Annotated in this window: 1 protein-coding gene; it reads right to left on the bottom strand. The window is 50.4% G+C overall.

All coding sequences use genetic code 11. The features are described from left to right. On the bottom strand, positions 1-282 hold a 282-nt coding region (locus tag AC1EU2_RS18800; RefSeq protein ID WP_480299805.1), incomplete at both ends, for a VCBS domain-containing protein.

Below are 282 nucleotides of genomic sequence, written 5' to 3'. Positions count from 1 at the left end.
GTAACAGTCGTCTTCAGCAACCGGTCTATCATTTGTGCCTGTGACCGTGATGGTCACTTTGGTGTCACTGAAGCCACCGTTGCCATCGCTAACACGAACGCTATATATCAGGTCAATGCTGTCGCCGTCTTGCATGGCTTCAACAACCGCTGAGTCATTGAACAGGTTGAAGGTCCACTCGCCTGTTTCACTGTTGAGTATGAACTCACCATAATCGGCAAATTGGTCGCTTTCTAGGCTCCAGCTGAGGTCACCTTGCACGTTGTCAACGTCGGTGGCATT

Source organism: Parashewanella sp. 2304DJ23-3, from assembly GCF_056591695.1.
This window is presented reverse-complemented; position numbering and strand designations above follow the sequence as displayed.